The organism is Frigoribacterium sp. ACAM 257, from assembly GCF_007954365.1.
Classification (GTDB): Bacteria; Actinomycetota; Actinomycetes; order Actinomycetales; family Microbacteriaceae; genus Frigoribacterium.
Genome location: NZ_VOLO01000002.1, coordinates 183,936 through 208,599 on the forward strand (window position 1 = coordinate 183,936; position 24,664 = coordinate 208,599).

General features: G+C 67.8%; 28 protein-coding genes. 11 read left to right on the forward strand and 17 right to left on the reverse strand.

The features are described 5' to 3' along the window. Positions 1-48: 48 nt before the first annotated feature. The 9 genes from ES689_RS07230 to ES689_RS07270 form a co-directional block, all read right to left on the reverse strand. A complete protein-coding gene (locus tag ES689_RS07230; protein ID WP_146902350.1) occupies positions 49-996 on the reverse strand; it encodes a cytochrome c oxidase assembly protein in 948 nt (315 codons plus the stop codon). Position 997: 1 nt separating this feature from the next. Further along, entirely contained in the window at positions 998-1,462 is a 465-nt protein-coding gene (locus ES689_RS07235; protein ID WP_146902352.1) for a DUF3093 domain-containing protein, read from the reverse strand. A gap of 14 nt (positions 1,463-1,476) precedes the next feature. After that, positions 1,477-2,214, reverse strand: coding sequence for a cytochrome c biogenesis CcdA family protein (locus ES689_RS07240; RefSeq protein ID WP_056260046.1), 738 nt, complete (start codon positions 2,212-2,214; stop codon positions 1,477-1,479). Then, the gene (locus ES689_RS07245; RefSeq protein ID WP_123547500.1) at positions 2,211-2,816 is read right to left on the reverse strand and encodes a TlpA disulfide reductase family protein; all 606 of its coding nucleotides are present in this window, start codon (positions 2,814-2,816) and stop codon (positions 2,211-2,213) included. The genes ES689_RS07240 and ES689_RS07245 overlap by 4 nt, the downstream gene beginning before the upstream one ends. Continuing rightward, positions 2,813-4,735 (reverse strand): cytochrome c oxidase assembly protein, encoded by a 1,923-nt coding sequence (locus ES689_RS07250; RefSeq protein WP_146902355.1) that lies wholly within the window; start codon positions 4,733-4,735, stop codon positions 2,813-2,815. The genes ES689_RS07245 and ES689_RS07250 overlap by 4 nt, the downstream gene beginning before the upstream one ends. Beyond that, positions 4,732-5,391 (reverse strand): copper resistance CopC family protein, encoded by a 660-nt coding sequence (locus ES689_RS07255; protein WP_146902358.1) that lies wholly within the window; start codon positions 5,389-5,391, stop codon positions 4,732-4,734. Before ES689_RS07255 ends, ES689_RS07250 begins: the two co-directional genes overlap by 4 nt. An 8-nt stretch (positions 5,392-5,399) precedes the next feature. Continuing rightward, positions 5,400-5,639 carry a hypothetical protein gene (locus ES689_RS07260; protein ID WP_146902361.1) on the reverse strand — a complete coding sequence of 80 codons (240 nt, stop codon included), beginning with the start codon at positions 5,637-5,639 and terminating at the stop codon, positions 5,400-5,402. Positions 5,640-5,730: 91 nt separating this feature from the next. Further along, on the reverse strand, positions 5,731-6,405 hold the full coding sequence (locus tag ES689_RS07265) for a thioredoxin domain-containing protein (RefSeq protein WP_123547503.1): 675 nt from the start codon (positions 6,403-6,405) through the stop codon (positions 5,731-5,733). 2 nt (positions 6,406-6,407) lie between these two features. Further along, a complete protein-coding gene (locus ES689_RS07270) occupies positions 6,408-7,649 on the reverse strand; it encodes a M23 family metallopeptidase (protein WP_123517305.1) in 1,242 nt (413 codons plus the stop codon). Between the two features lie 658 nt (positions 7,650-8,307). Here ES689_RS07270 and ES689_RS07275 point away from each other — a divergent pair. Both ES689_RS07275 and ES689_RS07280 read left to right on the forward strand, forming a co-directional pair. Next, positions 8,308-8,661 carry a metalloregulator ArsR/SmtB family transcription factor gene (locus ES689_RS07275; RefSeq protein ID WP_191330333.1) on the forward strand — a complete coding sequence of 118 codons (354 nt, stop codon included), beginning with the start codon at positions 8,308-8,310 and terminating at the stop codon, positions 8,659-8,661. Between the two features lies 1 nt (position 8,662). Beyond that, positions 8,663-9,583 (forward strand): cation diffusion facilitator family transporter, encoded by a 921-nt coding sequence (locus ES689_RS07280; protein WP_146902364.1) that lies wholly within the window; start codon positions 8,663-8,665, stop codon positions 9,581-9,583. 12 nt (positions 9,584-9,595) lie between these two features. Here ES689_RS07280 and ES689_RS07285 read toward each other — a convergent pair whose 3' ends face one another. Genes ES689_RS07285 through ES689_RS07295 form a run of 3 tightly spaced genes read right to left on the reverse strand, consistent with a single transcriptional unit; the run spans position 9,596 to position 11,667 of the window. Next, positions 9,596-10,276, reverse strand: a complete 681-nt coding sequence (locus tag ES689_RS07285; protein WP_123547506.1) for a cation transporter — start codon at positions 10,274-10,276, stop codon at positions 9,596-9,598. Beyond that, positions 10,273-10,626 carry a helix-turn-helix transcriptional regulator gene (locus ES689_RS07290; protein ID WP_123517313.1) on the reverse strand — a complete coding sequence of 118 codons (354 nt, stop codon included), beginning with the start codon at positions 10,624-10,626 and terminating at the stop codon, positions 10,273-10,275. The genes ES689_RS07285 and ES689_RS07290 overlap by 4 nt, the downstream gene beginning before the upstream one ends. Before the next feature lie 39 nt (positions 10,627-10,665). Beyond that, positions 10,666-11,667 (reverse strand): bile acid:sodium symporter, encoded by a 1,002-nt coding sequence (locus ES689_RS07295; RefSeq protein ID WP_146902367.1) that lies wholly within the window; start codon positions 11,665-11,667, stop codon positions 10,666-10,668. 95 nt (positions 11,668-11,762) lie between these two features. Between ES689_RS07295 and ES689_RS07300 the strand changes: the two genes are divergently transcribed. Further along, a complete protein-coding gene (locus ES689_RS07300; protein ID WP_146902370.1) occupies positions 11,763-12,164 on the forward strand; it encodes a MerR family transcriptional regulator in 402 nt (133 codons plus the stop codon). Positions 12,165-12,234: 70 nt separating this feature from the next. On the opposite strand, the gene ES689_RS07305 is transcribed toward ES689_RS07300, so the two are convergent. Continuing rightward, complete coding sequence (locus tag ES689_RS07305) at positions 12,235-12,597, reverse strand: metalloregulator ArsR/SmtB family transcription factor (protein ID WP_137846783.1); 363 nt, start codon at positions 12,595-12,597, stop codon at positions 12,235-12,237. Positions 12,598-12,654: 57 nt separating this feature from the next. On the opposite strand from ES689_RS07305, the gene ES689_RS07310 reads away from it, so the two are divergent. The 8 genes from ES689_RS07310 to ES689_RS16000 all read left to right on the forward strand — a co-directional run bounded on the left by ES689_RS07310 (position 12,655) and on the right by ES689_RS16000 (position 21,161). Beyond that, positions 12,655-14,043: an FAD-dependent oxidoreductase gene (locus ES689_RS07310; protein ID WP_137846784.1), complete on the forward strand. Its 1,389-nt coding sequence runs from the start codon at positions 12,655-12,657 to the stop codon at positions 14,041-14,043. Continuing rightward, positions 14,040-15,131, forward strand: a complete 1,092-nt coding sequence (locus ES689_RS07315; RefSeq protein WP_223269468.1) for an ArsO family NAD(P)H-dependent flavin-containing monooxygenase — start codon at positions 14,040-14,042, stop codon at positions 15,129-15,131. Before ES689_RS07310 ends, ES689_RS07315 begins: the two co-directional genes overlap by 4 nt. Positions 15,132-15,202: 71 nt before the next feature. Next, complete coding sequence (locus ES689_RS07320; protein WP_137846786.1) at positions 15,203-16,633, forward strand: arsenic transporter; 1,431 nt, start codon at positions 15,203-15,205, stop codon at positions 16,631-16,633. A gap of 74 nt (positions 16,634-16,707) precedes the next feature. Then, a complete protein-coding gene (locus tag ES689_RS07325) occupies positions 16,708-17,379 on the forward strand; it encodes an arsenate reductase ArsC (protein WP_137846787.1) in 672 nt (223 codons plus the stop codon). Then, entirely contained in the window at positions 17,376-18,386 is a 1,011-nt protein-coding gene (gene trxB, locus ES689_RS07330; RefSeq protein WP_137846788.1) for a thioredoxin-disulfide reductase, read from the forward strand. The genes ES689_RS07325 and trxB overlap by 4 nt, the downstream gene beginning before the upstream one ends. Then, positions 18,383-19,699: an FAD-dependent oxidoreductase gene (locus ES689_RS07335; RefSeq protein ID WP_137846789.1), complete on the forward strand. Its 1,317-nt coding sequence runs from the start codon at positions 18,383-18,385 to the stop codon at positions 19,697-19,699. The genes trxB and ES689_RS07335 overlap by 4 nt, the downstream gene beginning before the upstream one ends. A 155-nt stretch (positions 19,700-19,854) precedes the next feature. After that, the gene (locus ES689_RS07340) at positions 19,855-20,175 is read left to right on the forward strand and encodes a helix-turn-helix transcriptional regulator (protein WP_146902373.1); all 321 of its coding nucleotides are present in this window, start codon (positions 19,855-19,857) and stop codon (positions 20,173-20,175) included. 176 nt (positions 20,176-20,351) lie between these two features. Further along, positions 20,352-21,161, forward strand: coding sequence for a low molecular weight phosphatase family protein (locus ES689_RS16000; protein ID WP_370512345.1), 810 nt, complete (start codon positions 20,352-20,354; stop codon positions 21,159-21,161). On the opposite strand, the gene ES689_RS07350 is transcribed toward ES689_RS16000, so the two are convergent. From ES689_RS07350 to pstC, 4 genes are all read right to left on the reverse strand, one after another. Further along, positions 21,151-21,882: a winged helix-turn-helix domain-containing protein gene (locus ES689_RS07350; RefSeq protein WP_146902379.1), complete on the reverse strand. Its 732-nt coding sequence runs from the start codon at positions 21,880-21,882 to the stop codon at positions 21,151-21,153. The two genes, ES689_RS16000 and ES689_RS07350, sit on opposite strands and share 11 nt — an antisense overlap. Next, complete coding sequence (gene pstB, locus ES689_RS07355) at positions 21,879-22,706, reverse strand: phosphate ABC transporter ATP-binding protein PstB (protein ID WP_223269511.1); 828 nt, start codon at positions 22,704-22,706, stop codon at positions 21,879-21,881. Before pstB ends, ES689_RS07350 begins: the two co-directional genes overlap by 4 nt. 66 nt (positions 22,707-22,772) lie before the next feature. Next, on the reverse strand, positions 22,773-23,687 hold the full coding sequence (gene pstA / locus ES689_RS07360; protein ID WP_146902382.1) for a phosphate ABC transporter permease PstA: 915 nt from the start codon (positions 23,685-23,687) through the stop codon (positions 22,773-22,775). Next, positions 23,687-24,637 (reverse strand): phosphate ABC transporter permease subunit PstC, encoded by a 951-nt coding sequence (pstC, locus tag ES689_RS07365; RefSeq protein WP_137846794.1) that lies wholly within the window; start codon positions 24,635-24,637, stop codon positions 23,687-23,689. Before pstC ends, pstA begins: the two co-directional genes overlap by 1 nt. Between the last annotated feature and the right edge of the window lie 27 nt (positions 24,638-24,664).

Below are 24,664 nucleotides of genomic sequence, written 5' to 3' on the forward strand. Positions count from 1 at the left end.
ACGGGTGGCTGAGGGAGACCTGTGGCCCGTGCCGGTGGCCGACGTGTCCTAGTCATTTCGGCCGCCATGGTTGATGTTCCTGAGGTAGGCGTTGTAGTCGTCGAGTTCGGTGTCGCCTTCGACGTCGGCACGCCTCGCCGCTCTTGCGGCTTTTCGGGTGTCCTGTCGCTGCCAGCGGGCGAGGCTGACGAGGAGGATCACCACGACGGGGAGTTCCCCGTACGTCCACACCAGGGCACCGGCGAGCTGCTGATCGCGGAGGGCATCGATGCCAAGGCGGGGTGAAGGGGAGCTGAAGGCTGCTACGAGGGGGGCGCTGCTGAAGATCAGGGTGAGGCCGAAGGCGGCGTGGATCTGCATCTCGAGGAACGCGTCGAAGACTCGAATGACGTAGGACGTCTGTCGAGGCAGCGGGTCTGTGGACACCAGGGGCACCATGACCACCACCCCGACAGCGACGAAGCCGATTTGCAGGGCCGCTCGTCCTGTTTCGGTGGCGAGGAGCGCGTCGATGGCGCCGGTCAGGTAGAGCCCGAACAGCGGAACCAGCAGCAGAGGGAACACGGCGATCGGGTTCACGACTGCACGGGCGAAGCTCGATCTGAGCGCCCCGACAGCTGCCCGAAGTGCGATAAGTCCTACGCCGTGCCGGGGCAGACCCCGCAGCAGCACCGTTCCTGGTCGTCCGAGGATGAGCAGCGGCGGCACGATCATCAGCAGCGTCAGCTGCTGGAACATGAACGCCGAGAACAGCTCCCGGCTGTACGTCTGCACCCCCGTTGCCGTGACCAGGACGATGAGTACGCAACCCAGAACGAACACCGCTGCCTGTCCGACACCAGGGCCACGCCGGCCAGGAGTAAGGGCCCGGTCCCGGCGTCGCGCCCGGCGAAACAGGAGCACGTAGCCGGCTGCCAACAGGGCGGCGCCGATCGCGACAGGGGACACCGGTCCCTGGGCCCAGCCCAGCAGAACGGCGAGGTCAAGTGCCGGCATCTCAGGCGCCCTCGTTCGAGCGGGTCACCGTGGCCAGGGCCGCCGCGAGTTCGTCGGGGTGCCGGGTGGACACGAGCCAGTACGGTGCCGGGTCTGTCTCGTCGAGAAGCTCGATCTTCACCACGGGATGCACCCACCCCCGGAACAGCGTCCACGCCCGGGCGTCCAAGCGGGGCCCGCGTTGCTGTGTGGCGTCTCCGCCGGTGTAGGTGGTGACTGTCCCGATCTCGTCAGGTGTGAGCCGGGCGGCACCGGCGAAGAACCCATCTGGGGTGACCTGGACGACGGGCGAGGTGCCGATGAAGGCTGCGACAGAGCCGAGGTAGAGCACGGCCGCGACGATGATCCCGGCGGTGACGTTGATGGGCAGGAACACCAAGAAGGTGGCGGGGATCACGAGCACGATCGCGAGGTAGAACGCCGGCGAGGGGGTGAGTCGTTCGCGGTGCAGAGGGAGGGAAGTCATGGGTTCCTGGTCGGTCAGAGGGGGAGGACGAAGCCGTTGATGAGGCCTTGAAGTTGGTAGATCAGGGCCGTCCAGATGCCGGTGGCCATGGCGATGCCGACGGCGATGAGGACGGCGCCGCCGGCGAGGTTGATGGCGCGGATGTGGCGTTTGACGAACGCCACAGATCCGGTCACCCAGGACAGGCCCAGGGCGACCAGCACGAAGGGCAGCCCGAGACCTATGCAGTACGCCAACCCGAGGAGGGCCCCGCGTCCTGCGGAGCCGCTGCTGAGGCTGAGAGCTGAGATCGCGGCAAGGGTCGGCCCGAAGCAGGGGGTCCATCCCAGGCCGAAGACGACTCCGAGAAGCGGTGCGCCGGCAAGGCCGGTGACTGGCCGCCACCGCGGTGTCAAGGAGCGTTGCAGGAAGCTGACCTGCCCGATGAATACCAGCCCCATCAGGATCACGACGATTCCGAGGATGCGGGTGACGAGGCCCTGCCACTGGATCAGCCACACGCTCAGCGCCCCGAAGAGGGCCCCGTAAGCGATGAACACCGCAGCGAACCCCGCCACGAACAAGCCCACTCCGATCAGGAGACGTCTTTTGCCTGTCTTCGCGGTGGGGTCGGCAAGACCCCCGACGTAACCGAGGTAGCCGGGGACGAGGGGCAGAACGCAGGGGCTCACGAAAGAGACCAGCCCGGCGAGGAGGGCGATCGGGACGGCAAGGAGGAGCTGGCCGTCGAAGACGGTGTCGGCGAGGTTCATGGGGTCTCGGCGAGAACGGTGGTGATGAGGGAGTTGAGGATGGATTTCTCGGCTCGGCCGGTGATCCGGGCTGCTGCTCGGCCCTCTCGGTCGACGACGATCGTGGTGGGAACGGCGTTCGGGGACACCTGGCCGGCGAAGGCCAGCTGTACGGCGCTGTCGGTGATGTCGATGACGGAGGGGTAGGTGACGTTGAACCGTTCAGCGAAGGCGACCGCGGTGCTCGCCTGGTCGCGGACGTTCACTCCGATGAAGGACACGCCCTGGTCTTGGTACTGCTGGTGGAGGGCTTCGAGGTCAGGAGCTTCGGCTCGGCACGGGGGGCAGGCGGCGTACCAGAAGTTGACCACCATCACGTCGCCGTCGTAGTCGGCTGAGTCCAGCGGTTCGCCGAGGTCTGTGGTGCTGGTGAAGGAGATCGGTTCACCCCTGTTGGCCGGAGGAATCTCGACCACGGTGCCGTCGCCGCCGATGTAGTTCTTCGTGGACCCGTCCGCGTACTGTTCCGCGACAGAACTGCTCGAGCCGCAACCCGACGTGACGATGGCCATCGCGGCGACCAGGGCAGCGGCGACAAGGGTTCGGATGGTGGGGCGTGTCATGAACGTGAGTCCTCCGAGGTAAGGGACGGGGTGGCGGTGCGGGGCCCGGTGAGCGCACGGAGGGCCAGGACTGTTGCGGTGAGAGCTGTGGCGGCGGCGCTGATGAGGAGGATGACGCTCCCGAGGCGCTGATCGGCGTCGGCGGCGGGGTGTCCGCCGGGGTTCATCGTCTTGAACCAGTCGAGCATCACGGTCGGCCCCAAAAGGGTTACTGCGGTACCCGCGAGAGCACAGGCGGCGAGGCCGCCGATCAGGGCGATGTCGCCAGCTTTGTGGCCGGTCAGTGCCCGTCGGAGAGCGGACCCCAGCACGGCGCCGGCGACAACGACAGCGGTGAGGACGACGACACGTCCGAGGGGCTCGGTCACTGCCCAGCGCATGCCCGCCGGGATCATGGCCAGCACCACGGTCACCAGCACGATCAAGCCGACGCCGAGCGGGCTGTCGTCGAACAGGCCCAGGGGCCGGCGAAGGAGAGACGTCGCCCACTCCCGGGGGCCTCTCGTCCCGTCTTCTCTGAGTCTGAGGGTCGCTCGAGCAAGGGCGCCCGGGCGTCCCTGAGCGATGCAGGCCCCCGCGAGCAGAAGCGTCACGATCGTCAGCACGTAGGAGCTGAGGAGGTACGTGGCGTAGATCGCCAGTGGACCACACGTCACCCACAGGACGACGAGCAGGCCTGCCAAGAAGGCCGCACTGCGATGCCACGGCCAGGGCGTCCCGGGCCGGTGCTGCGCACGGGTGGCGAGGAGGTAGGTCGCTGCGGAGAAGAGGATGAGGAGGAGCCAGAAGGGATCTGGTTGACCTTGGAACACGGTGGCCCAGCTCGGTGGTGCAGGGAAGACCGACCCGGTGAGGGATTCAGCCGCGGTCACTGGACCCGTTTCGTAGATCTCTTGCTCAGCGCCAGGAGGCGCGGTGCGGGCGAGCACGCCGGCAAGACCGGACGCGACACCCATGAACGTGACCTCCACGGCAGCTAAAGCCCAGAAGAGACGCGTTCGGCCGGTGTGGATGTGCGGCAGCAGCCACGTGCGGAAGACGGCAGCGAGGACGCCGACGAGGACCAACACAACGACCTTGCCGAGGACGATGAGGCCGTAGGAGGTGGTGGTGAGCGTTGCGGGGTCGGTGATGCGGATGGTGGCACTGACGAGGCCCGAGAGTGCCACGGCGACGAAGGCCGCGAACGCGATTGCCGAGTAGCGGCGGAGGACGACGGGGAACAGGTGCCCGGGGAGGGTTCGTCTGAGCCAGACGAGGGCGACGAGGCCGCCGACCCAGATCGAGGCGAACAGGACGTGCATCAGGATCGACACAACCGCGAGGTTGTGGGACGCCGAACCCGCCGCATGCCCTTGCTGAGCCAGGGGTATCAGGGCCAAGGCGCTCACCCCCGCGAGGGCTGCTGCGTGTCCGGGGGAGTGGGTGAGTGACGCCCACACGGTGACGAGGACTGCTGCGGCAATGGTGGTCGTCCACGCCTGGCCGAGCTCAATGCCGGTGCTGTAGAAGGCGAACTGCGACCAGAAAGCGGCAGTCCCTGCCTCGTCGAGGGGAACGCCGCTGATGTTGGCGAACGTGAACACGCTGGCAACGAAGCCCGCGATGGCCCAGACAGCAGCTGAGCTGCGCAGCAGGTGGAACAGGCTTCGCTGTGAGGGCTGGTGAACGGGGACGGCGGCGGCCAGGAGGAAAGAGGTACCGAGGGTGATCGCGGCTGCACTGTTGCTGATGGTCTTGCTGACCGTGTACCCAGACCTCACGATTTCTCCGGGGTCCACGATCAGCACAATTTCGCTTGATTTCACCGCCACCAGCAGAACCGCGACGGTCGCCAGGGCCGCGATCGCGGCCACAACCAGGGTGATTCGTGGTCGGGGATTGCTCGTGATGCGGCGAGCATGAAGTGGCGTGCTCACTCCTCAGTGCCACCTGTCTCCGGGGCCGCCATCTCGGCCTTCTTCCGGCGGCGGGCTCGAAGGAGGCGGACCACGATCAAGGGAATCAACATCAACGCAGCGAATGTCGTCACCCCAATGATGAGTGGAATGCTGTTGGTCGAGGCGGGCCCAGCGGCCGTCTGAGTCGGATCTGGTGCCGTCGGTTCTGCCGTGGCGGAGGGCGAAGCGGCGGGTGTGCTCGCGGCGGGGGCCGGTGTCGTAGGGGCAGCTGCGGCGACGGGGCCGGCGTAGGTAAAGGTGTAGGTGCCGGAGATGGTGTGTCCGTCACTCGACACGCTCTGCCACGTCACGGTGTGCAGACCTGCCTCGCTGACCTCGACGGGAACAGAGAGGGTTGTTCCTTCCGCCACGGGGGCGCCTGTGGTGACGGAGGCCCCGGTGGGGTCGGTGACGTTCAACGCGATGGCGTTGGCGAACTCCGCCAACGGTGTCTCCGAGAACGTCAGGGTCACCGAGGACAGTTCGGTCGTCACGGTCTCATCAGCCGCGGGAACTGCTCGGGCGAGGGCGTCATGGGCGGCGGCAGGGCGAGCGTCCAGGACAGCGAGGCCAGCAGCGAGGGCGAGCATGACGAACAGTGCCGTCACGAGGTTTCGAAGAGGGGGGAAGGTCATGGGCTTTCTCAGTTCTCGGGGCAGGTGAAGGTGCCGAAGGCGCCGTCGTGGTCGCCGGGGCCGAGCTCGGCGCAGACACCGGTCTGGCCGGCGAAGACGGCTTGGAAGTAGATGACCCCGGCGACGAACGCCGCAGTCGTGGCGAGGCCGACGATCATCCCGACCAAAGCGACCGTGTTCTTTTCACCTGCTCGACGTGAGCGGATGAACGCGAGAAGGCTGACGACGAAACCGACCGGGCCGGCCATGCAGGCCAGCAGCAGCCCGAGGACGGCCAGTGTGCGGAGGTTCGGCGGGGGAGCAGCGACGGGTTGCGCTTTCCGGGCGCGCCCGCGGTTCCTAGCCACCGGCGACTGCGCTTTCCACGGCCTTGTCGAGGTCGTCGACGGCGGTGAGTTCGATCATCTGACCGTCGACGAAGAACGTCGGGGTGCCGGTGACGCCGAGGGCGGTGCCCTCCGCCCGGTCGGCGACCACGCGCTCGAGGGTCGCCGGGTCGGCCACCGCCTCGTCGAACGCTGTCATGTCGAGCCCGAGGTCTTCAGCGAACGTGCGGAACAGGGCTGCTTCGGACTCCTGCTTCTCGCCCCACTCGGCCTGGGTCTCGTACATGCGCGCGTACATCGCCTCGAGCTGGCCCTGCTGGGCAGCCGCCTCGACGGCGACGGCCGCGTTCTCGGAGTTCCGGTGCGACGGGATCGGGAAGTAGCGGACCGCGAGGTTGATCTGCCCGGCGTACTTCTCCCGGACCTGCTCGACGTACGGGTACATGGCCGCGCACGACTCGCACTCGAAGTCGAGGAACTCCACGACGGTGACGGCGTCGCCCTCGACCTGGTCGAGGTAGCGGGTGTCGTCACGAACGACTTCCGCACTGGCCGGTGCGACGGTGGGGTCGGCGGCGAGGGGCTGGGCGGTGTCGGTGCGCGTGCCGTTGTAGATGATGACCGCGACGACGACGGCAGCGGTGACGATGAGTGCGATGACGGCGACGATGAATTGGTTCTTGACCATGGTCAGACTCCTTTGGTTCTGAGGTAGGCGATGGGGTCGGTGGCAGCTCCGCCCTGGCGGAGCTCGAAGTGGAGGTGGCAGCCCGTCGAGAGGCCGGCGTTGCCGACCTGGGCGATCTGCTGACCGGCGGTGACCTGCTGGCCGACACGGACTTGAACGCCAGAGGAATACATGTGGCCATAGTTGGTGGAAACCCCGCCGGCAGACGTAACCGTAATGAGGTTCCCGAATCCGCCGTAGGCGCCGGCATAGGTGACGGTGCCGGCGGTGGCGGCGTAGATCGCGTTTCCGCAGGAGGCCCCGAAGTCCGCCCCAGCATGCAGTTTCGGGTAGCCCAGGACTGGGTGGATGCGCATGCCGTAGGCCTGGTAGCTCGAGTACGCCGTGATCGGCATCGTCCATCCCGAAGGCGACACGGCGGAGGATGTGGGGGCTGCAGGAGCCGAGGTCGCCGCGGCTGCTGCGCGGGCGGCTGCGGCGCGAGCTGCCGCCTCGGCGGCCGCCTTGGCTCGCGCGGCTTCGGCCGCTGCGTACCCTTGTTCGGCGGTGGCAGTCTCTTGCTTCAACACGGCCAACTGAGCCTCGAGCTCGATGCTCCGTGTCTCTTGTTCCGCGACGGCGGCTTGCGCGGTGGTCGCCGCGGCAAGCGCGTCGTCGCGGGCTGTCTGCGCGAGACCCTGGAGTCGGTCCCGTTCGGTCGTTGCGACTTGAGCTTGATCGCGAAGGCTGCTGACGGTGTTCGCTTTCGCGGTCGCGTTTTCTAGCATCCGGTTCGAGGTTTTCGTCAGCTGCGAGGCCGTTCCGAGCCGGGAAAGCAGGTCATCGGCGTCGCCGCCGGCGACGGCGATGTTCATCGACACATCGGTCCCGCCGGCACGGCTCAGCGACGCAGCCCACTGGCTGATCTGCCGTTCTGCATTGTCGGCGTCCTGCTCGGCGCGGGCGACGTCGTCAGAAAGGGAACGAAGGGCTTCCGTTGCAGCGTCAGCGGCATCCTGAGCCTCTTGAAGCTCAAGGCCACGCTGATCGGCTGCAGTGGTCAGCGTCTCGGCTTGTTGCCGGAGGCCATCCAGTAGGCCGGTCAATTCGGTGATCTTGTCGGCGGTCGCCGCCTCGTTTGAGCGGGCGGCGATGACGTCATCCCAGGTTGGATAGGCCGCAGCGCGAGAAGGGGTGGCGGTAAGAAAGGTGGCGGCGAGAACGGCTACAAGGGCCGGCGCAGTCACCCTGACGATGCGAAGCATGTAAGGGGTGTCCTCGGTCTCGAAGGAGCACGCCGAACGCCTGATGACTGATCGTCATCGTCCGCCGACGCGCAGGTCGCGATCGGGGAGTGTCTAGATTCGGGAGATGCCCAGCACGGTAAGGCTCACGATCGCCGGGCGTCGCGCATCCGGGACGGAGGGCACTGTTGAGTCGGGGCCGGCGAGTGGATCGAGCGTTCGGGCGGCTGCGCCCCGCATCCGCACCAGGGCAACAGCGAGAGTCACCACGCAGAGGAGGGCCAGGAGGGTACAGGCCAGAACTCCACCGCTGTCAGTGAGCCCGGTCATGGCCTCGTCGCCGACTGACAGTGGAGGGAGGGAAGAGTCTCGAGGGGCCGGGTCGTCGACCGACACGGCCTGCGTCACGCTCGACGCGGCTTGCACCCCGCCGGAGAAGGCGTTGTCGCCGAGGGTGTGGATGCCCAGAACTGCTGCGAGGGTCGCGGCTGTGATGGACAGCAACAGTGCCCAGACCCCGACGGACCACCGTGAACGGGAGGCGCCGGACGTAGTTCTGAACATCACGCCTCCTTCCAGGTCCAGGTCTGACCAAAGGCTAATCAACAACAGGGGTACGTCGCTGCAGAACTGCCCCAAGACTCTAGACATCGAGGCAACGTCGTGTGACCATCTTCGCATGCACGAAGATACGCATCAAGAGGAACTCCACCCGGATGACGCGTTCGTGGAACTCGCCGTCGAAGTGTTCTCCATGCTTGCCGACGCAACCCGTGTCCGGATGATCCTTGCTCTCCGCGACGAAGAGCTATCGGTAAATCATCTGGCCGACATCGTTGACAAATCTCCCACTGCGGTCTCGCAACACCTCGCCAAGCTCCGTATGGCCCGGATGGTCTCGACGCGCCAGGCCGGCAACCGTGTCTTCTACAGGCTCGTCAACGATCACGCCAGCAAGCTCGTGCAAGACGCCATCTTCCAAGCCGAGCACTCCGTCGGCGCCGCTTACCGTCACCACCACGAAGGACACTGACATGGGCGCAGGCCACGATCACGCGGCACCCGGCGGCACCGACCACCGCCGCCGCCTCGCCATCGCCTTCGGGATCACCACCTCGATCCTGATCGTCGAAGTCATCGGCTCGGTCATCACGGGAAGCCTGTCGCTCCTGGTCGACGCAGCCCACATGCTCACCGACGCCGGCGGCCTCTTCATGGCGCTTCTCGCAGCCACCCTCATGAAGCGAGCCGCAACCTCAAAACGAACGTGGGGCTTCCAGCGAGCGGAAGTGCTCGCCGCCACAGCCCAAGCGACGGTGCTTCTTGCGGTTGGCCTCTTCGCTCTCGTCGAAGGCATCCGGCGCCTGTTCGAGCCTCCTGCTGTGCCCTCTTCTGAGCTGCTCATCTTCGGCATCATCGGACTCGTGGGCAACATCGTGTCCATCACTGTTCTCGCTGCCGGCCGCTCGGCCAACATGAACATGCGGGCAGCGTTCCTCGAAGTCGTCAACGACGCCCTCGGCTCAGTGGCCGTTATCGCCAGCGCCCTGATCATCATGACCACCGGATGGGGCCAAGCCGACGCACTCGCCGGAATGCTCATCGCCGTGCTCATCATCCCCCGCACCATCAAGCTGCTCCGCGAGACAACAGGGGTGCTGATGGAATCGACCCCCACCGGCCTTGACCTCGACGACGTTCGGGCTCACATGCTCGAGCTGCCACACGTCACCGAGGTCCACGACCTGCACGCTTCGCTCGTGGCCACGGGGCTGCCGATCCTGAGTGCGCACGTCACCGTCGAGGATTCCTGTTTCCAAGACGGGCACGCACCTCAGATCCTCGACGACCTCCAGAAGTGCGTCGCTGAACACTTCTCGATCAAGGTCGAGCACTCGACCTTCCAGATCGAGCCCGCCCAGCACGCTCAGCACGAGCACCACACCCACGTCTGAGCTTCCCCGGGGTCAGCAGCAATCGCAGGCCTCGACCTGGCGCTCGCCCGTCAGGGCCGACACGGGCGTCTTGCAGGCGTCGCCGCGCCAGGCCTCGAGGCCCTCCCTAACGGCGAAGACGACGATGACGAGCCCGGCCACGGGGTCGGCCCATGCCCACCCGAACGCGAGGTTGAGCACGAGTCCGACGAGGACCGCGGCCGAGAGGTATGAGCAGATCAGCGTTTGCTTCGAGTCGGCCACCGCGGACGCCGAGCCCAGCTCGATGCCGGTGCGGCGCTCGACCAGGCTGAGGAACGGCATGATCGCGAGACTGACCGCGGCGAGAACGATGCCGACGGGGGAGTGGTCGGGCTCGCGGATGCCGGTCAGGGCGAGTACTGCATCCACGGACACGTAGGCGGCTAGGCCGAAGAACGACACGGCGATGACGCGCAGCGCGAGCCGTTCGCGCTTCTCCGGGTCGGGGGCGGCGAACTGCCACGCGATCGCGGCGGCCGAGAGAACCTCCACGATCGAGTCCAGGCCGAAGCCGACCAGGGCCGTCGAGGAGGCGACGGTGCCGGCGGCGATCGCAACGATCGCCTCGATCACGTTGTAAGTGATCGTGATCGCGACGATGATCCGGATCCGACGCTGCAGGAGTAGCCGGCGTGCGGGCTTGAGCAGGGCAGGCAGCGTGGTCGTGCTCATGCGCCGGTTCCGCAGCAAAGGGGGACGTCGCATGCGTCGTCGGTGCAGGGCTCTCCGTCGTCGACGGCGAGCACGACGTCGACAAGGGCAGTGAGTGCCTTCGTGAGGTGAGCGTCAGCGATCTCGTAGCGGGTCGACCGACCCTCGGGAACGGCAACGACGATGCCGCAGCCGCGGAGGCACGAGAGGTGGTTCGACACGTTGGACCGCGTGAGATCGAGCTGCTCTGCCAGAGCGCCGGGGTAGCCGGGCTGGTTCAGGAGGTGCAGCAGGATGCGCGATCGTGTCGGATCGGCCATGGCGCGCCCGAGGCGGTTCATGACGTCGACGCGCGATGAAAGAGTCAGCATGCACTGACTCTACAGTCGACGCTGACTTGACGCGACTGGCTAATTGGGCTCGGGTCTAGATGCCGCCGGTTCGATTCGCCCGGCCGAGCTCGGGACAAGACGAGGGACGAGTCGGACGAAGATCACCATGCCGATGAGCTCGACGAGCGTCTGGGTCACGACGACGACTGGAGTGAGCGACAGGGACGCCGGCAGGGCCAGCGCCAGCGGGAGGACCACGAGGGAGTTCCTGGTCGCGCCGCTGAACACCAGAGCACGGGTCGCTGGCACGTCAAGGCGGAAGATGCGGCCGGCGCCGATGCCGAGCGCTGCCATGGCGACGAGGAACGCGGCGTAGATCGGCACCAGCACCAGCAGCTGGCCCAGGGCGTCTCCGATGGCGCCGGCTTGTGAGGCCACGACGGTGAACAGGGTCGCCATCATCAGCAGGACCATCAGGCCCAGCATCGTCCGCTCGATCCCGACACCGGAGCGGTGTCGCCGGGCGAGGGCCTGCGCGAGGGCGGCCGCGGTGAGCGGGACGACGATCAGGAGGAGGAAGGCCCGGGCAAAGGGACCGACCTCGACCACGGCGACGCCCTTGAGGCCGATGAACAACAGCAGGTACAGCGGCAGGAGCAGGATCTGCGCCAGCATCAGCAGCGGTGCCGCAGCGAGGAGCCGTTCTGACGCGCCGCCGGCCAGGCCGGCGAACACGATCACGTAGTCGATGCACGGGGTCAGCAGCACCAGCAGCACCCCGAACAGCAGCGCCGGCTCGACCGCGACGAACCGGGACAGCCCGTACGCGACGAGCGGGACGACGACGAAGTTCAGCACCCCGACCGCGGCGAGGAACCGCCCGTCTCGGAGGGACTTCCCGATCGCGGCGAACGGCACCCCGAGGAACGTCGCGAACAGCAGCAGCGCGAGCACAGGCTCGATCGCTCCCTCCAGGTGGTGCGCCCCCGGCACGGTGATACCGACGACGCCGGCAGCCAGGATCGCCGCCAGGTAGAGGCCGATCTGCCGGTGTTCGAGCCAGGAGACGACCGCGTTCACGGCAGGACTGGTGTGGAGGAGGAGGGCACGTCAGTGACCGTAGAGGTTCGAGCCACTTGAAGGTCAAGCGGCGCCGGCGGCTCTAGGGTCGCGGTATGCGAATCTCCGAGGTCAGCAAGCGCAGCGGCGTCCCCGCCACGGCGCTCCGCTATTACGAGTCCATCGGGCTCTTGACTGCTGCCAGGACCTCGAACGGGTACCGGGATTACAGCCCGGACGTTCTCAGTCGGCTCGACCTGATCGAGGCCAGCAAAGAACTCGGGCTGCCTCTTGATCAGATAGGCGCGCACCTCAGCACCATGGAGTCGACGTCCTGCACCGATGTACGCGAAGCCCTGCGGCCGCTCCTGGGCGAGCAGGTGCGGCAGATCGAGGAGAAGCAGGCCCGCCTCGACCGGCTCCGGTCGCGTCTCTCGCGCGCCGAGCACGACCTAGCCGAGTGCCCTGACCGGTCTGAGCGATGCTCCACCGAATGCGTTCTCCGCGGTAGCAGGTGATCGGGGGCTCCCGCAGTGGTGTGTGGGCGCAAGACGAATGCGGAGGTGGCCCCTTGGCGACAGGCAGATGTCAGTCGCGCAAGGAGGTCGAGCTTAGGAGCCCTGCAAGGGAGTCGAGCGCGCCAGGAATCAAAGAGAAGTACGCCCAGGTGCCGCGCTTCTCACGATGGAGCATGCCCGCGTCGACAAGAACCTTGAGATGGTGCGAGACGGTGGGTTGGGAAAGGCCGAGTGGCTCCGTCAAGTCGCACACGCACGCTTCCGCGCCGGGTTGAGATGCCACCATCGAGAGCAGTCTGAGCCGCGCCGGGTCAGCGACAGCTTTCAGGGCCTTCGCCAGTACTGCCGCGCTTTCTGTATCCATGGCGCCGCCCGTCACGGGAGTGCAGCAGGCAGTCATGTCCGTGAGGGTCGAGGGCTCGGCGATGGTCATGTGAACAGTCTGCCACGCGCATTGACATGCGTCGATGTCTCAGACCACAGTGGCGACATGACTCATCTCCTCGCGATCGGCGGGAGCGACGCCGGCATCGCCGCAGCGCTCCGCGCCCGCGAACTGGACCCCTCGGCCGATGTGACGGTCATGCTCGCCGACTCCTACCCGAACTACTCCATCTGCGGCATCCCCTACTGGATCTCCGGAGACGTCGCTGCCGAGAGCGACCTGGCCCATCGCACCGGGAGTGATCTCGAGGCCGCGGGGATCCGACTCCTTACCGACACTCGAGCCGTTGCCATCGACGTCGACGGACGCCGGGTGGAGACCGTTCACGCGGCATCTGGCGCAAGCAGTCACGTCAGCTACGACGAGGTGCTCATCGGAACAGGGGCGCATCCGGTCCGGCCCGACGGCATCCCAGTCGGCGAGCCCGGCGTCTTGCCCCTCCACACGATGGCCGACGCCGAAGCCGTCCACGAGGCTGTTGCAGCACTGGCTGCTGGGGCACGGGTCGCCGTCATCGGGGCCGGGTACATCGGCCTGGAGATGTGCGAGGCACTCATCGCCCGAGGCCTCGACGTCACACTCGTCCAGCGTGGACCCGAGGTGCTCAGCACCCTCGACCCCGAGCTCGGCGCCCTCATCACTGGTGAGGCCCGCGCCCACGGGGTGGCGGTCGCAACGGGAACGACCGTCACCAGCCTCACGCCCGACCGAGGAGGCACCTGGCTCGTCCACGCGTCCGGCCCTGACTCATCCACGAACCTCCTGGACGCGCCCTTCTCGCTCGTCATCGTGTGCCTCGGCGTCGCACCGAGCACCGAGCTGGCGGTGAGCGCGGGGGCCGAGCTCGGCAGCCACGGTGCGGTCGCGGTCGATGACCGGATGCGCACCGGCGTGCCGCATGTCTGGGCTGCGGGCGACTGCGTCGTCACGCACCATCGTCTCCTGGGTCTCACGTGGCTGCCCCTTGGTACGACCGCCCACAAACAGGGCCGAGTCGCCGGCGAGAACATGCTCGGAGGTGACCGCCGCTACGCCGGCTCCGTCGGTACGCAAGTCGTCAAGGTCTTCGACCTCGTCGCCGCCCGGACAGGCCTTCGCGACCGCGACGCCGCCGACCTGCCCGGCACCACGCCCCTGTCGAGCATCACCATCGCTGACGACCACAAGGCCTACTACCCCGGTGCGGTGCCGCTCAGCATCGGCGTCACGGGCGACACCGCGACCGGACGTCTGCTCGGAGCCCAGATCGTCGGGCACCGGAGCGCAGAAGTCGCGAAACGCATCGACGTCTTCGCCGCCGCGCTGCACGCCGGTTCCACCCTCGACGAGGTCAGCGACCTCGACCTCAGCTACACGCCACCGCTCGGATCGCCGTGGGACGCCGTCCAGGTCGCTGCCCAGGCATGGGAGCGAGAGCGACGAGAGCGCGCGTGACCGACCCCGACGTGGTGATCGTCGGGGCAGGGCAGTCCGGCCTCGCGCTCGGCCACTTCCTCGCGCGCCTGCGAGGCGACGTCGATCGGGGTCGGCGCCAGAGCGCCCCGACGTTCGCCCTGCTCGATGAGCGGGACGAGCCAGGAGGCGCATGGCCCGACGGCTGGGACAGCCTCCGCCTGTTCTCACCAGCCTCGATGAGCTCCTTGCCCGGATGGCCCATGCCGCCCTCGACGGACCAGGGAACCCCCTCCGCTTCACACGTCGCCGCATACCTGGCTGCCTACGAGGCACGCTACGACCTGCCCGTCCACCGACCTGAGCACGTGCTGACCGTCGCGCGGAGCGGAGAGGGGTTCCTCGTCACCACTGACCTCCGCCAGCTGACGTCTCGCATCGTCGTGATGGCGGGCGGGACGTGGGGGCGCCCCTTCGTGCCCGTGCTGCCTGGGATCGAGGCGTTTGCAGGGCGTCAGCTGCACGCGTCCGGCTACCGCAACCCGGATGATCTCGTCGGGCAGAAGGTCCTGGTCGTCGGAGCCGGCAACAGCGCAGCCCAGATCGCGGCCGATCTCGCCCCCACGACTGACACGACCTGGGTGACCAGAGAGCCGCCTCGGTACCTGCCCGACGACGTCGACGGTCGGGCGCTCTTCCAGCTCGCCACCCAGCACGTCGCCGGCGCCGGCCGCGGAGTCGGAGCTCTCGGAGACATCGTCGTCACCCCACCGGTGCACGCCACCCGCGCCGCAGGACTACTCAAGGCCCGACGCCTCTTCGAGCAGTTCACGGAAGACGGCGTCATCTGGTCTGGCGGAGACGCCGAGCACTTCGATGCCGTCATCTGGTGCACCGGCTTCCACCCGGACCTCCGACCCGTCCTCGGCCTGACAGCAGGCCACGAAGCAGAAGCCCCAGCGACGACCGACGAGCTGCCCACCGAGTCGGCCGACGTCCCGGGACTGTTCTTCCTCGGCTACGGGGACTGGTGCGGCACAGCATCGGCGACCCTTGTCGGAGTCGGTGCACCAGCACGGGCGACTGCTCGTCGCATCGACGAATTGCTACATCGACACGCATCAATGTAGCGTCGATCATTGACGCTGATCTATCTGATGCGTCTTCCCGCACCCCGCCTGCCCGAGGAGCCCCCCCTGCCATGACCGTGGTCGCCATCTTGATCTTCCTCGCCACACTCACCTTGGTGATCTGGCAACCGAAGGGGCTCGGCATCGGCTGGTCCGCCCTCGGCGGCGCGGTCCTCGCGCTCGTGACCACCGTCGTCAGCATCTCGGACATCCCGACGGTGTGGAGCATCGTCTGGAACGCCACCTTCGCCTTCGTGGCGATCGTGATCATCTCCCTGATCCTCGACGAGTCCGGCTTCTTCGAATGGGCAGCGCTCCACGTAGCCCGATGGGGCCGAGGCAACGGACGTCTGCTCTTCACCCTGATCGTCTTGCTCGGCGCCGTCATCGCTGCGGTCTTCGCCAACGACGGAGCCGCCCTCATCCTGACGCCGATCGTCATCCAGATGCTGCTGGCCTTGAAGTTCCCCGCCAAGGCCTCACTGGCGTTCGTCATCGCCTGCGGGTTCATCGCTGACGCGGGGAGCCTTCCCTTGGTGGTGTCGAACCTCGTCAACATCGTCACGGCCGACTTCTTCGACATCGGCTTCGCGCGGTACGCCGCCGTCATGGTGCCGGTCGGCATCGTCTCCGTCGCCGCGAGCCTCGGCGTCCTGCTGCTGTTCTTCCGCAAAGCCATCCCGCGCCGCTACGACGTCTCCGTCCTCGCCGCACCGCGCTCGGCCGTGCGCGACCGAGTCACGTTCAAGACCGGTTGGATCGTCCTCGCAGTCCTCCTCGTCGGCTACTTCGCAGCCGAGCCCCTCCACATCCCCCTCTCCGCCGTGGCAGGGCTCGGCGCGGTCGTGCTCATGCTCGTCGCCTCACGACAGCCCGCGTTCCTGTTCCGCTCCACGCGCGAAGTCGCCGTGCCGGTCGGTGCTCGCGTCGGCGGTAGCGGGATGGACGTCGCGGCAGCTGGCGACGAAGGCTCGCCCCGTGACACCAGCTCCGCGGGAGATGCGCGTCCGCAGCGCATCTCCGTGCCGAAGATCCTCAAGGAAGCCCCCTGGCAGATCGTATTGTTCTCGATCGGCATGTACCTCGTCGTCTACGGCCTGCGAAACCAGGGGCTCACAGACCAGCTCGCCGGCGTCTTCTCCGGCATCAGCGACAACGGAGTCCTCGTCACGGCCCTCGGCGTCGGAGTCATCGTTGCGGTCCTCGCATCCCTGATGAACAACATGCCCACGGTGCTCATCGCCGCCCTCGCGATCGGCTCCGCCGGAGCGACCGGCCTCACCCAGGAGGCCATGATCTACGCCAACGTCATCGGCTCTGACCTCGGCCCGAAGATCACCCCCATCGGCTCCCTCGCGACCTTGCTCTGGCTGCACGTCCTCGACCGCAAGGGCATCCACATCGGTTGGGGCCAGTACTTCCGCACCGGCATCGTCCTGACGATCCCCGTCCTCCTCATCACGCTGGTGGCGCTGGCCGGCTGGCTCATGGTCATCGGCTGACCGCCAGGGACATTGACAGGCGTCGATACGCCTGCCACCATCAAGACATCGACAAGCATCGATAGAGGAGACACATGACTGCGACCCCGTCCACCGCCGGGATGCCAGGTCTGGCTTACCCGGAAGAGTCCCTGCGTCGAGATGCTCGGGTCCTCACGACCCGATTTGACGGCATCTTCGCGGCCGAGACGGTCGAACGGTACGTCCTCGAGTCGTACACGGCGCTCCTGCGGACAGCGACCGTTAAGGCGCACCTGACGCAGAACGCAGTCCGCTTCGCCACCTCCCGGTTGACGGCCCTCGCCGAGGCGAAGGGCGCCCTCCCGGCGACCCGCCCCTCCGTGCTGTTCGTCTGTGAGCAGAACGCCGGCCGGTCCCAGATGGCCGCCGTCTTCGCCGAGATGCTCTCGGACGGCGCCGTGACCGTCCGCTCCGCAGGTTCTGCTCCGTCGAAGGAGCTCCACCCGATCGTTTTCGAAGCGATGGCAGAAACTGGCCTCGACCTCTCCGGCGCGTTCCCGAAGCCCCTCACCGATGACGTCGTGCAGGCCGCCGACGTCGTCGTCACGATGGGCTGCGGCGACGCATGCCCCGTCTACCCCGGCAAGCGCTACCAGGACTGGTCCCTGGCCGACCCCGCAGACCTCCCGCTCGAAGGCGTCCGACAGGTCCGCGACGACATCCGCAACCGGGTCGAGGCGCTCCTGTCCGACCTCGGCGTCACCACGAAGGACATCAACTCATGACCACCGCAGTCGAAAACGTCGTCGTCGTCGGTTCAGGGCCGGCCGGGTACACAGCGGCCATCTACCTCGCCCGTGCGGGACTGTCGCCTGTCGTGCTGACCAGCTCCGTCGAGGCAGGAGGCGCCCTGGTGAACACCACCGAGGTCGAGAACTTCCCCGGCTTCCCCGACGGGATCATGGGCCCCGACCTCATGGAGAACATGCGGGCCCAGGCGGAGCGCTTCGGGGCACGAATCGTCTACGACGACGCCACGGCCCTCGAGCTCACCACCGACGTCAAGACCATCGAGACCGGCTCCGGAACGACATACCGGGCCCACGCTGTCGTGCTCGCGATGGGTTCCGCCTACCGCCAGCTCGACGTCGACGGGGAACAGCGCCTCACCGGGCACGGCGTCAGCTGGTGCGCGACCTGCGACGGCTTCTTCTTCCGAGGCAAGGACGTGGTCGTGGTCGGCGGAGGTGACAGCGCCCTCGAGGAGGCCATGTTCCTGACGCGCTTCGCCTCCTCCGTCACCCTCGTCCACCGACGCGACGCCCTCCGGGCATCGAAGATCATGCAAGACCGCGCCCTGGCCAACGGGAAAATCACCGTGCGCTGGAGCAGCGACATCGCCGAAGTGCTCGGCGACACGACGATGACCGGAGTCACGCTCCGCGACACCCGCACCGGTGAGACGTCCACCCTCGAAGCGCAGGGTCTCTTCATCGCTATCGGACACGATCCCCGAAGCCAGCTCGTGACGGGCCAGGTCGGGGTCGACCCGAACGGCTACGTCCTCGTCGAGCACCCCACCACTCACACCGGCGTCGCCGGTGTCTTCGCCGCCGGCGACCTCGTCGACGACCGGTACCGGCAGGCCATCACTGCCGCGGGCCGTGGCTGCTCCGCCGCCGAAGACGCCGAGCACTACCTCGCCTCACACGGCCTCGCGACCTACGCGCAGGCCGAGACGGCGGCCCTCGACGCCGAGGCCGCCACCGCACTGGAAGGAGCGCACGCATGAGCATCGCCACCTTGACCGTCCCCCCGCGCCGCAACGAGGCACGCCTCGACGGACTCCCCGTCGCCGTCATCGGCGCCGGTCCCGTGGGCCTGGCCGCTGCCGCCGAGCTCCTCGAACGGGGCCTCGACGTCGTCGTCCTCGAAGCCGGTGCCAGCGCCGCGACCTCCGTGCGCGCCTGGGGACACACACGACTGTTCTCCCCGTGGGAGTGGATCACCGACCCCGCAGCGGAGCGCCTCCTGACGAAGACCGGATGGGCCGCCCCTGACGCTGACATCCTCCCCACGGGCCACGACCTCGTCGAGCAGTACCTTGCACCCCTCGCCGCCACCCCCGAGCTGTCTGCTCTGATCCGGTACGGCCACCGCGTGGAAGCCGTGAGCCGCCAGGGCATGGACCGCACCCGCTCCACCGGCCGTGCCGCGACTCCCTTCGTGCTGCGCCTCTCGACGGGGGACGAACTCCTCGCCCGCGCCGTCATCGACACGTCCGGCACGTACGACTCGCCCAACGGACTCATCGCCAGCGGCCTGAAGCCTCGTGACGCCGACGCTGTCGCGCCGTTCCTCAGCCACGCGTTGCCCGACGTCCTCGGCGCAGAGCGCGAACGATTCGCTGGCAGGCACACCCTCGTCGTCGGTGCGGGCCACTCGGCTGCGAACACCCTCCTGCGCCTGGCGGACCTCGCTCGTGACGAGCCCGGGACGACGATTAGCTGGGCGATCCGCTCCGACAGCCCCGTCCGGGTCTTCGGCTCCGACGCCGACGAACTCGAAGGACGCGCCGAGCTCGGCTCCGGCGTCCACGACCTCGTTCGCCAGGGCACGATCGCGCTCATCGACACCTTCGAGATCGACGATGTCGCTCTCGCCCCGGGCGGTGCCGGTGTGCGCGTCTCCGGACGGCGAGCAGGCACGCCCAGCATCGTCGACGCGGACATCGTCGTGCAGGCGACCGGGTTCCGGCCCGACCTCGATCCCCTTCGAGAGATCCGCCTCTCCCTGGACGAGATCGTCGAGGCGCCCCGCCTGCTCGCCCCGCTGATCGACCCGAATGTGCACAGCTGCGGCACTGTCGAGCCGCACGGCATCGCCGAGCTGACCCACCCGGAGCCTGCGTTCTACGTCGCCGGGATGAAGAGCTACGGGCGGGCGCCGACGTTCCTGCTCCGCACCGGCTACGAACAGGTCCGCTCCATCGCCGCAGAACTTGCCGGCGACCACGAAGCGGCCCGCCGCATCGAGCTCGTCCTGCCCGCCACCGGCGTGTGCTCCACGAGCGACCTCGGAACCGGCGGCAGCTGCTGCAGCTGAACCGAGAACTGCTCCGGGTGGTACCTCCCAGGGCCATCCCGGGGCCGGGCAGCAACGCCCACCGCTGTGGGCGCTTCCTTCGCCCGCAGCCGGGGTCGTGACCGGACACTGACCGGCCACGACCCCGACCGCCACGTCCCGATACGATCAGGTCCATGACTGCCGACGCCGAGGCGCACCCCGACGCACAGCGCGTGTCGCTGGCTCGCGCCGACGCCGAGACGCTCGCCAAGACCTTGCGTGCCGTCGCGGACCCGACTCGGCTGCAGCTGCTCAGCATGATCGTCGGCAGCACGGCAGGCGAAGCGTCGGTCGGGGACATGGCGGCCCAGCTGGGCCTGACCCAACCGACGGTCAGTCATCACCTGAAGATCATGCTCGACGACGAACTGCTCGTGAAGGACCAGAGGGGACGGCACGCGTGGTACTCGGTGACCGAAGCCCGCAAGACGGCGATCGTCGACCTGCTGCGCTGACGACCGCACCTCGCGCTGTGGGTGTTCCTCTGGATGATGCCCACGCTCGATCGAGGACACAGCAGATCGCTGTCCTCACCGACCCTGACCGGCTACGGCTGCTCAGCGAGCTCGCCGTCGATGCGACCCAGCCCCTCGATGATCTCGCCGCCACGTCGGGCCTTGACATCGACATCGTGCACGAACACCTCGACGTCCTCTCCCGCAGCGGCCTGATCGAACCGGTCCCGTCGACTGCCGGGCCGCGGTGGAGACTCACCCCTGAGGCGATCGTGCGGTTCGGTCGCCTCCTCGTCGACACCGGGCCGAGGAACGAGCCGGTCCGGGCCCGGTCGGACCATGAGCCTCGGGAGGAGACGTCGCCCGCGGTCCTCCCTGCGGCGATCCTCCGGGTCGTCGACCAGCTCGCGTACCGTCACGACGGGTCGTTCTCCCGTGAGACCGTCGCCGCGTACGTCGCCGAGAGCTACGCCCTGCTCGCCGAGCAGGCACACATCACCCGGCACCTGCCTTCCCTCACGTCTCGCTTCGCTCAGCAACGCCTCGAGGCTCTGGCCACGACGACCGGTCTGGTGCTGCGGGGCACGCCGGAGGTGCTGTTCGTCTGCGTGCAGAACGCCGGCCGGTCACAGATGGCCGCGGCGTTGCTCCGATCGCTCGCAGGGGGCGCGGTACATGTACGGACGGCCGGGTCGAGTCCCGCCTCGTCCATCGACCCGGACGTCGTCGATGCCCTCGATGAGATCGGGGTCCCCGTTGCGGCGGAGTTCCCGAAGCCCCTGACGGACGAGGTCGTCCAGGCGGCCGACGTCGTGATCACGATGGGCTGCGGTGATGCGTGCCCCATCTACCCGGGAAGGCGGTACCTGGACTGGCCGGTCGAGGACCCGGTGGGTCTCGGTGTCGAGGGCGTGCGTGCCGTGCGGGACGACATCGCCGGCCGCGTCACCGCTCTCGTCGAGGAGCTGGGCGTGCTCAGCCGCTGACTCGGTAGCCGACCCCTCGGACGGTCTCGACGGTGGCGTGAGCGGCACCGGACACCGCGTCAAGCTTGTGGCGCACCTTCCCGACCATGACCCGCATCCGGCTGGCGTACTGCTGCTCGCCGGACTCGAAGACGGACAGCAACTCCTCGAGGGGCACGACGCGCGGGGATTGCGCGACCAGGTGGTGCAGGATCGCGAACTCTTTCGGGCTCAGCGCGACGGGGGTGTCCCCGACGGCAGCGACGTGGGCTGCGGCGTCGATGCAGAGGGCACCGCAGCACACCGATCCGAGGGTGGCGTCGACCTTCCACGGCATCGACGAGACAGCTCGAGCGAGGGGCTGTGGTGCTGCGGGGAGGGCCATGATCGAGCGGGCGCCGAGGTCGAGAGGGCTGACGGCTTCCCCGGTGTCCGGGGAGGCGGTGGGCAGCCCGACGATGACCGGCGCAGACGTCAGCGCGGAGGCGAGTTCGACGAGACGTGCCAGGGTCATGCCGTGCAGATCGACGGGTGCGAGGATCACCGCTCCGGGGGAGCGGCTGGCGACGAGGAGCGCGTCGAGCGGATCGATGCAGCTGATCGCGTCGACTCCGCTGGTGCGGTGTTCCTCGGGTGTGCCCGAGAGGACCGGGCCTGATGCGGAGTCGATGACGACGACTGTCCGGGCGGACGTCGCCGGCGCCAGGGGAGGAGCCATGCGGTGGCGCCAGTCGGTGGTCACCCGAACCTGCCGGAGATGTAGCCCTCGGTCCGGTCGTCTCTCGGGTCTCCGAAGATCTGAGCGGTCTTGCCGTACTCCACGAGCACCCCGGTCCGGTCACCCGACCCCTCGGCTGCCTGCGCGGTGAAGAACGCCGTCCTGTCAGCGACACGGGCCGCTTGCTGCATGTTGTGGGTCACGATCACGATCGTGTAGTCGTTCTTGAGGTCCTGCATGAGGTCCTCGATGCGGACTGTCGCGATCGGGTCGAGGGCCGAGCAGGGTTCGTCCATCAGGATCACGTCGGGGCGGACCGCAATGGTGCGTGCGATGCAGAGCCTCTGCTGCTGCCCGCCGGAGAGCCCGTTTGCGGACTGCTTCAGCTTGTCCTTGACCTCGTCCCAGAGCGCCGCTTTGGTCAGGGCCTCCTCGACGAGGTCGTCCATCGACGCGACCTTCATGCCCGTGACTCTCGGACCGTAGGCGATGTTGTCGTAGATGGACTTGGGGAACGGGTTCGGTTTCTGGAACACCATGCCGATGCGCCGGCGGACCTCGATCGGGTCGACGCCGCGGCTGTAGATGTCCTCGCCGTCGAAGGTGACCGCGCCGGAGACGCGGGCGCCGTCGACGAGGTCGTTCATGCGGTTGATCGAGCGCAGCAGGGTCGACTTGCCGCAGCCTGAGGGGCCGATGAGTGCTGTGATCTCGTTCTTGCCGAAGTCGAGGGAGACGTCGGTGACGGCGCGGAAGTCGCCGTAGAAGACGCTGACGTCGTCGAGTCGGATGAGGGTGTCGGGCACGTCGGGGACCGTCGAGGGGGAGTGCGTGGCGTGCAGTTCCATCGGTGCGGCCGTGCGGCGCTGCGAGGAGGAGGACGGGTTCATCGTGGTCTGGGCCATTTCGTCGGGCTACCAGCGGCTCTGGAAGCGGTTGCGGATGAAGATCGCGAGGGCGTTCATGGTCACCAGCAGTACGAGCAGCACGATCGATGTCGCAGCTGCCAGGTCGTGGAACTCGGCCTGGGGCCTGCCGGTCCAGTTGAAGATCTGGATGGGGAGGGTCGTGAACCCGCTGAGGAGGCCGTTGGGGTCGAAGCTGACGAACACGAGGGCACCGAGCAGCAGCAGTGGGGCTGCCTCGCCGAGAGCGCGTGAGAGGGCGAGGATCGATCCGGTGGCGATGCCGGGAACGGCGGAGGGCAGTACCTGACGCCAGGTCGTCTGCCACTGGCTGGCACCAAGGGCGAGGGAACCCTGGCGGATCTCTTGCGGGACAGCTCTGAGAGCTTCCCGGGTGGAGATGATGATGACGGGCAGGATCAGCAGGCTCAGGGCCAGGGCGCCACCGATGACGATGTTCTTGTCCTGGACGCCGAGGAGGCTGAGGAAGCTGAGCGCCAGGAGGCCGTAGACGATGGAGGGCACCGAGGCGAGGTTCTGCACGTTGACCTCGACGAGTCTGTTGAACCAGTTCGAGCGGTCCGCGAACTCCTCGAGGTGCACCGCGGCGGCGACGCCGAGGGGAATTGTGAACACGGCGGTGGTGGCGATGACCCAGATGGACCCGAGGATCGCGGGCCGGGCTCCTGCTCGTTCCGGAGATGATGACGGGTACTCCGTCAGCAGTGTTGCAGTGAGGCGCGGGGCGCCTTGGATGGCGACCGTGGCCACCAGGGTGATGAGGAACACCACCGCGACCGCGAGGCACAGCCACAACGCGACCAGGAAGATCATGGGGCGAAGTCCCCGCTCGCCGTTGCGTGACGATGACGCCAGGGGCGCCGGCCGGGTCGAGGGAGCGACGCTCTCGGACAGGGTCTTCATCAGTAGATCTCCCGGAAGCGGCGGACGATTCGGATGCTGATCGCGTTGACCAGCAAGGTGACGGCGAACAGGAGCAGTCCGACGGCGAAGAGCGTGTCGTACTCGAGGGAGCCGACCCGGGAGTCTCCGAGGGCTGCGTTGGCGATGAAGCCGGTCATCGTCTGACCCTGCTCGAGGGGGCCGCCGACGAGACGCGCCTGGTTGCCGGCGGCGATGGCGACGATCATGGTCTCTCCGACGGCGCGACTGATGCCGAGGACGACGGCGGCCACGATGCCTGACGTCGCGGCGGGGAAGACGACGCGGAGAGTCGTCTGCATGCGGTTGGCGCCGAGAGCTGCTGACCCCTGGCGAAGCGCGAGCGGCACCGCCGACAGGGAGTCCTCGGAGATGGACGCGATGGTGGGGACGATCATCACGCCCATCACGAGCCCTGCGGCGAGGACGCTGAAGGCCCCGGTCTGGAGCGCGAGGACGTCGCGGAGCACGACCGTCTGGACGAACTGGAGGGCGAAGAGGCCGTAGACGACGGTGGGGATGCCCGCCAAGATCTCGAGGATCGGCTTGAGGACGCGGCGTACTCGGGGTCGGGCGTACTCGGCGAGGTACACGGCTGCGCCCAGGCCGAGCGGGACGGCGACGACGAGGGCGATGACCGTCGTCCACAGAGTCGCGGTGACCAGGGGGAGCACGCCGAAGGAGGCGTCAGCGAAGCGAGGTGCCCAGCGGGTCCCGAAGAGGAACTCGAGCACGGGGACCTCGCGGAAGAACCCCCACGCAGGGACGACGAGGGCGATGAGGATGCCGAGGGCAGTGATGACAGTCACCGACGCGGCGATGCGCAGAACGACGCGGATGACTGCCTCCACGGGCCGGGCGCGACCGGTGAAGTGCGATGTGCCTGCTCGTGCCGGTGCGCCGGAGCGGGCGGGCTCGGTCATGGTGGTCATGTGCGCGGGGTGCTCCTCGGGTGGGGA